Below are 5,560 nucleotides of genomic sequence, written 5' to 3' on the forward strand. Positions count from 1 at the left end.
GACCTTTGGGATCCTGCCTGCTCATTCCCTGCGCGATGTGCCGCCTGCCCAGATCCCCACACATCCGTTTAATCTGAATCCCATTGGCACCGGCCCCTATCGGGTGGCATCTGTGCATGTGGAGGAGGGTCGGATCCAGCGGGTGGTCCTTTCCGCCAACTCTTCTTATTTCCTTGGCCCGCCCCTGCTGGAGCAGGTGGAGTTCCGCATTTTTCCAGACACCCGCACCGCCCTGCTGGCCTATCGAACGGGGGAGGTTCAGGCCATCGCCCGTATCTCCCCCTCGGACCTGGATCAGATCCGCGCGCTGCCTTCGCTGAATCTGTTCTCAGCGATCCTCTCCAGCTACCAGGTTATCCTGTTGAATCATGCTTCTCCCTTATTCCGCGATCGGGAAGTGAGAGAAGCCCTCTGGCTGGCCCTGGATCGCCAGCGCTTGATCGATCGATTCCTGGCCGGTCAGGGGGTGATCGCGAACAGCCCGATCCCGCCGGGGAGCTGGGCCTATCATCCTCAGCTTCCGTCCATCCCATACGATCCGGGGAAAGCGCGGGCTTTGCTGGAAGCGCGAGGCTGGACGATCCCCGAGGGAGAGGCAGTGCGGAAGAAAGGAGATCTGACGTTGCGCTTCCGCCTGGCGGCGAGCGCCGATGGTTTCCATGACCTCATCGCCCAGGAGATCGCCCGCCAATGGCAGGCGATCGGGATCGCCGTGGACGTGGATCCCATCCCCGGGGATCTGGTGGGGCAGGTTCTGGCCCCCCATCAGTTCGATGCAGCGCTGGTGGAGCTGATGGTCCCAGGGGATCCCGATCCCTATCCCCTCTGGCATGAGACGCAGGTGGATTCCGGGCAGAACTATGGCGGGTTCCGGGATCGGGATATCAGCGAGGTGATCGAGGAGGCTCGTCGAACGCTGGACATCGCCCGTCGTCGAGAGCTTTACTGGCGCTTCCAAGAACTGTTTCAGGAGAAGGTCCCTGCGATCCTGCTCTTCTATCCCGTTTACACCTTTGCCGTGGATGAACGGATCTCCGGGATCCAGGTAGGAGCGTTGTTCAACTCGCCGGCCGATCGTTTGGAGGGGATCGCCGAGTGGTATACGCTGGTCCGCCGTCGGATCATTGTGCGGTAGGGCAGCGGGGCGCATGCGTTCCCTTCACACCGGCCTTTGCCTTGGCCCATGAGATCGCCGACATGGGCGCCGGGAAGGAAAGGTTTTTCCGGGGTATGGGTTGCCGAAGGCGGCCCACACCCCGCAAAAACTATTCCACGCGAAGTCACCCCCGTGGCCCTGTTTCTCCCTGCCCGTGAGGTCTCCTCGGAAGGGCCTTGTCCTTTCCTGGTTACGCCTCCCGTTGCGGCGGGAATAAGGACCGTCCCTGCCGTCCCAGCCAGCGGGCCAGCTCGGTTGCCACCAGCCAGGCGCTGGCCTCAAAGAAGGCGTAGGTCCGGCGCACGGAATCCGGAGGGGCGGCTTCCAGATCCGCATTCTCCGCAACCCAGACCACGTGCTCCATCTCCTCAATCCGGTCCAGCACCTCTCCAGGTGTGCCTGGCACTGGGATGTCCGCATAGCTCGGATGACGCTGATAAGGGAATGTCACCGCGTAGTTCGGAAGGCGAGGCAGAATCCCCATCGCAATATAGGCGTGATGGAAAAAGAAGATCTGATCGCCCGGGCGGGCCAGCTCGAAAGTGGGCATAAATCGGAAACCCGCTGCTTCCCAGGCCGACCAGTCCATCATGACGCGTTCAACCAAGGCGCGCAGTTCAGCCAGCGAGGGGACGGCGGAAGTGCGAAGGCTGAGGATAAATCCCTCCCGGACCTCCGAGAGGTGATCGAGGGCGTTATGAAGGGTCGCCTGAGCCTTCTCCGGCAACGGCTCCTTCTGGATCCGGCGGGCGAGGGCAGTCCTGGTTTGCTCCGCCAGTTGCCCGAGTGCCTGCAACGCCTGAAGACCGGCGCGCAGATCCCACAACTGCATCCACCTCACCCCTTTCCGTTGAGGTTAAATGGCGATCCAAAAAGGAATGGCCATGCTAGCTTGGGATGGATCACGTTCCCTGATATCATCTTAACACATCATTTCCAGGAGTTACGCAGCGGAAGGCCTGCTCGGTGGGGCGGGATGATCCCCCCTGGATCTCTCCTCCCCGCAGCCCGAAGGGCCATGGGGAGGAGGATGAAAGACGTCTTTGGGTGCAGAGCCGCGCGCCGGAGGCGCCCGGCTCTGCACCCCAAACTCCCAGGAGGGAATGAACGGCATAACTCCTACACATTAACATGAACGCTCCAACACTGCTCGCGCCAGATGCTCCAGACCATCCAGATCATCCAGATCCAGCCACTGGAGCATGAGGCGTTCCACACCGACCTCGCCAAGGCGTTCTATCTGCTCGCGGATCTCCAATGGGGTTCCGATCAACACCCCTCGCGCTCGCAGGGCTTCCCCTGAGCGCCCGCTCAATTTGCGGCGGACCTCCGCCGTATCCCGGCCGAACACCAGCCCGGTCATCAGGGAGCGACGGACCTGTTCAGGCGGTCGTCCCTCCTGGGCCAGATATTCATTCAGCTGTGCATTTAATCGCTGGAAGCGCTCCGGGGGAACCAGGACTGCGTTCCATTCGTCGGCGTAACGCGCTGCGATCCTCAGAGTCTGCCGAGGGCCATTGCCTCCGATCAGCAACGGCGGGCCGCCCGGTCGCTGCGGGCGAGGTCGCAACGTGGCGCCTTTCAACTGGAAAAACCGTCCCCGGAAGTCCACAGGTTCCGCACTGCGCAGCAGGCGATAGATCACCTCCACTCCCTCCCGGAAGCGGAGAAATCGCTCTCGAGGGGGAAGCAAATCGAATCCGAACATCTCATGCTCCCGAACCTGCCATCCTGCCCCCAGGCCGAGGATCAGGCGTCCACCGGAGAGGTCATCCACCGCTATGGCCATCCAGGCTGTGAGAACCGGGTGACGAAAGGATAGGGGGGTGACCAGGGAACCGAAGGTCAGGCGTTGGGTGTGGCTGGCCAACCAGGCCAGGGAAGTCCACAGCTCCAGCGCATCCAGATCGGGAGGATCCGGGTTCGTGAAGTGGTCGGAACGGAAGAGGCCGGAGAACCCTAAATCTTCAGCGGCCCGAGCGATTCGTTGCCATCGCGGCCAGTTCAAACCGTCTTGTCCCTCAATCATCAGCGCGATCTCTGGTTTCATGACATTCTCCAGAATGGGGATAAAGGTCAGGGCACAGCGGCGCTACACCCTGAACCTCCTCAAGGTCCGAGGGGCTGGGGGGAAAGGAAGATGGAGCAGATCTCCCCGAATTATGGAATGAGCCTGCTGAATCTGGGGTCTGGGCGGCTTGAATGGCTCGGAGAGGAAAGCGCTGGAAGAAGCCTTCCGGACAACCCCGGGATCCCCTCGGCGCTTGCCTTTCTGGAGACTTTTGACTTAGAATAGAAGTAGCCCGGCCATGTGCGTGAGGTCGTGCTCAGCGGCTTGCGCCAACACCCTTTAAAGAGGGGGCCGGACTCTGGCCCGGGGACGCGTTAGACGGCCTGCGCGCGGGGCACGTCAAGGCGGCAACCGGCAGGAGGCCCCCACCTGAGCGAGAGGGTGCATAAGCCCGGCGGCCCACGGCATGGCGGGGTTTTTCGTTTTTAATAAGCCTGGTTGCAACTCCAGCGGTCCTTGCACGACATTGAGGGCCTGCCCCTCCTCTGGATCTCAGCCCTCCGTCGCCCTCAAACCCATATAGGAGTTCCGCCGTTCCCCTCCCCCGGTAGCTTTGGGGGCGGAACCGGCGCCGAAGGCGCCCGGCGTCGCATGAACACTTCCAGGGAAGAGGGTTATTCCGATGAGCGCTCAGAGCGATGGCCCTCCAGCCAGTCCGCAAGCGCCCAGCGTCGCTCTGTCACTTCATCCAATTGTCGGGCGAGCGCCAGCGCTCGAACCCGCAGGCCCGTGGCCTCTTCGCCGACCCCGATTGCATCCACCGCGAGGGACCACCAGCCCAGGATCGCTCGAGCCAGGAGTCGGAGCGCCTCGTAGGAAGGCTGAGGGGAGCTCTCTTCCAGATAATTCAGCGCTGCCTCGGCCGTGGCCTGCACGGAAGCTCCTTCAGGACCGGCGGCTCGAGCGCGAGCCCACGCATTGAAGACGTCCAGCCAGCTTAACAAACCCTGGGCGGATCGGATCTCCTTTAAGGTGTCCAGGAGTTCCATGAAGGATCCTTTCTTTAGTGAAGGTGGTGTTGTAGATGAACTCGCAAATCCTCCTCCATGGGGGTTTTGAGGCGGGTGAAACCGTCGAAGGCGGCCTTCCAGGCCCCCCAAGCCCATCCTCATCCATGACGCAACCAATCCAGCAGAGCTTATTGTTTCGATGACTGGCTCTGAGAACCAGTCTCCTCTTCTTCATCTTCCCAGCTGATGATCCACACGCACAGCCCGGCCAGCACGATGGTCGCAATCACAAGGGCCAGGAGCTGGGAGGGGGTTAATCCCACATCCCGGGCCGACCACAGGAGGATGGCCACCATCCCGATCGCGAGGGCGATCCACGCGGTCAGGCGAGGATGTCGTTCGGCGAATCCCTTAATGGCTGCCCACATCGCGGGTTGCCTCCTGGAGAGAATTCGATTAGATCGGTTGCGTGACGCGCTCCGCGCGAATTTGCTTAATGAGCGCCACGCGCCCGAGGGTATCGAATTCGTGAGCGGCTTCACGCCACGGCTCCGAAAGACTCTCCTCTGGCCATCGGGTATACCCCAGGCCGATGTAAAAGGCAAGGGCCTCGGAGGACATCTCGGGGGAGACATAGATGAGACAGGCTTCACATTCCAGACGGCGCGCCTCCTCTTCGACCGCCTCGATCAATTGCCGGCCCACTGTTGGCCGAAGGTCGAGGGGGTGAACCAGAAAATCCAGGATCCGAGCGACCAGGTTCTCCACGCGCCAGCTGACCAAGCCGATCAGTTCCCGTTCCGGGTTGAAGGCCAGTAGCATCCCCCGCTCGGCCATCCGATCAAACACCTCATCGGCGGAGGGATCCAAACGTCCCCGGGTGGCCCGGCGAACCAGATCCCGGATCGCATCCACATCGGCAGGTCGTGCCCGGCGGATGGTAACTTTCATGATCCCTCCTGCGTGCAGGATGGTTCGCTCCCCTTTGATGGACCTCCGGTCGAGGTCCTCCCTCGGGGCGGGATTGTTCTCTCTTTCTTCCCCCCTTCCCGTGGCCCTTTAAGGCGCGGGGGAGGGGATGAAAGGTTTCTTTGAAGTGGGGGCTGAGCGCCGAAGACATTCGGCCCTATCTCCAAAGCTTCCAAAGGGGGGGACTGCGCAACGCCTATCATTTCGAAACCCGCTACTGCTTTGTCCATTTTTCATTTGGGGGTTTTCGGGGGCGTGCGGGGGGGCCTTGGGCCCCCCGCACCGCCCCCGAAAGATTTTTTCTCCCCCCTCCCCACGGGCCCGCGGGGGCGTGGGGGGGGGGGGGGGGGCACCCCCCCGCCGCCGCCGGGCGGGTGGCGACTAACCCCGATTATCAGTGGGGATAGTCAACAA

The 5,560-nt window shown here is 62.1% G+C and carries 6 protein-coding genes; 1 reads left to right on the forward strand and 5 read right to left on the reverse strand.

Annotated features, from left to right (window positions below; translation table 11 throughout):
- On the forward strand, positions 1–1,135 hold a 1,135-nt coding region (locus tag NZM16_RS09250), incomplete at its 5' end, for a peptide ABC transporter substrate-binding protein (RefSeq protein ID WP_295480072.1).
- A 211-nt stretch (positions 1,136–1,346) separates the two neighbouring features.
- Here the strand turns inward: NZM16_RS09250 and NZM16_RS09255 are convergent.
- The 5 genes from NZM16_RS09255 to NZM16_RS09275 all read right to left on the reverse strand — a co-directional run bounded on the left by NZM16_RS09255 (position 1,347) and on the right by NZM16_RS09275 (position 5,128).
- Positions 1,347–1,988: a hypothetical protein gene (locus NZM16_RS09255; RefSeq protein WP_295480074.1), complete on the reverse strand. Its 642-nt coding sequence runs from the start codon at positions 1,986–1,988 to the stop codon at positions 1,347–1,349.
- 294 nt (positions 1,989–2,282) lie between these two features.
- Entirely contained in the window at positions 2,283–3,206 is a 924-nt protein-coding gene (locus tag NZM16_RS09260; protein ID WP_295480076.1) for a TIGR03560 family F420-dependent LLM class oxidoreductase, read from the reverse strand.
- 635 nt (positions 3,207–3,841) lie between these two features.
- Positions 3,842–4,216 (reverse strand): hypothetical protein, encoded by a 375-nt coding sequence (locus tag NZM16_RS09265; RefSeq protein WP_295447880.1) that lies wholly within the window; start codon positions 4,214–4,216, stop codon positions 3,842–3,844.
- A gap of 149 nt (positions 4,217–4,365) precedes the next feature.
- Complete coding sequence (locus NZM16_RS09270; RefSeq protein WP_295447881.1) at positions 4,366–4,605, reverse strand: hypothetical protein; 240 nt, start codon at positions 4,603–4,605, stop codon at positions 4,366–4,368.
- Between the two features lie 28 nt (positions 4,606–4,633).
- The gene (locus NZM16_RS09275) at positions 4,634–5,128 is read right to left on the reverse strand and encodes a GNAT family N-acetyltransferase (RefSeq protein WP_295447884.1); all 495 of its coding nucleotides are present in this window, start codon (positions 5,126–5,128) and stop codon (positions 4,634–4,636) included.
- Positions 5,129–5,560 lie beyond the last annotated feature (432 nt).

The sequence above is a fragment of the Thermoflexus sp. genome (assembly GCF_025055495.1).
GTDB lineage: Bacteria > Chloroflexota > Anaerolineae > Thermoflexales > Thermoflexaceae > Thermoflexus.

Bases quoted from the DNA above. Each gene is read 5' to 3' on its own strand.
- NZM16_RS09255 (WP_295480074.1), bottom strand. From the start codon at position 1,988: ATGCAGTTGTGGGATCTGCGCGCCGGTCTTCAGGCGTTGCAGGCACTC.
- NZM16_RS09270 (WP_295447881.1), bottom strand. From the start codon at position 4,605: ATGTGGGCAGCCATTAAGGGATTCGCCGAACGACATCCTCGCCTGACC.
- NZM16_RS09275 (WP_295447884.1), bottom strand. From the start codon at position 5,128: ATGAAAGTTACCATCCGCCGGGCACGACCTGCCGATGTGGATGCGATC.
- NZM16_RS09265 (WP_295447880.1), bottom strand. From the start codon at position 4,216: ATGGAACTCCTGGACACCTTAAAGGAGATCCGATCCGCCCAGGGTTTG.
- NZM16_RS09260 (WP_295480076.1), bottom strand. From the start codon at position 3,206: ATGAAACCAGAGATCGCGCTGATGATTGAGGGACAAGACGGTTTGAAC.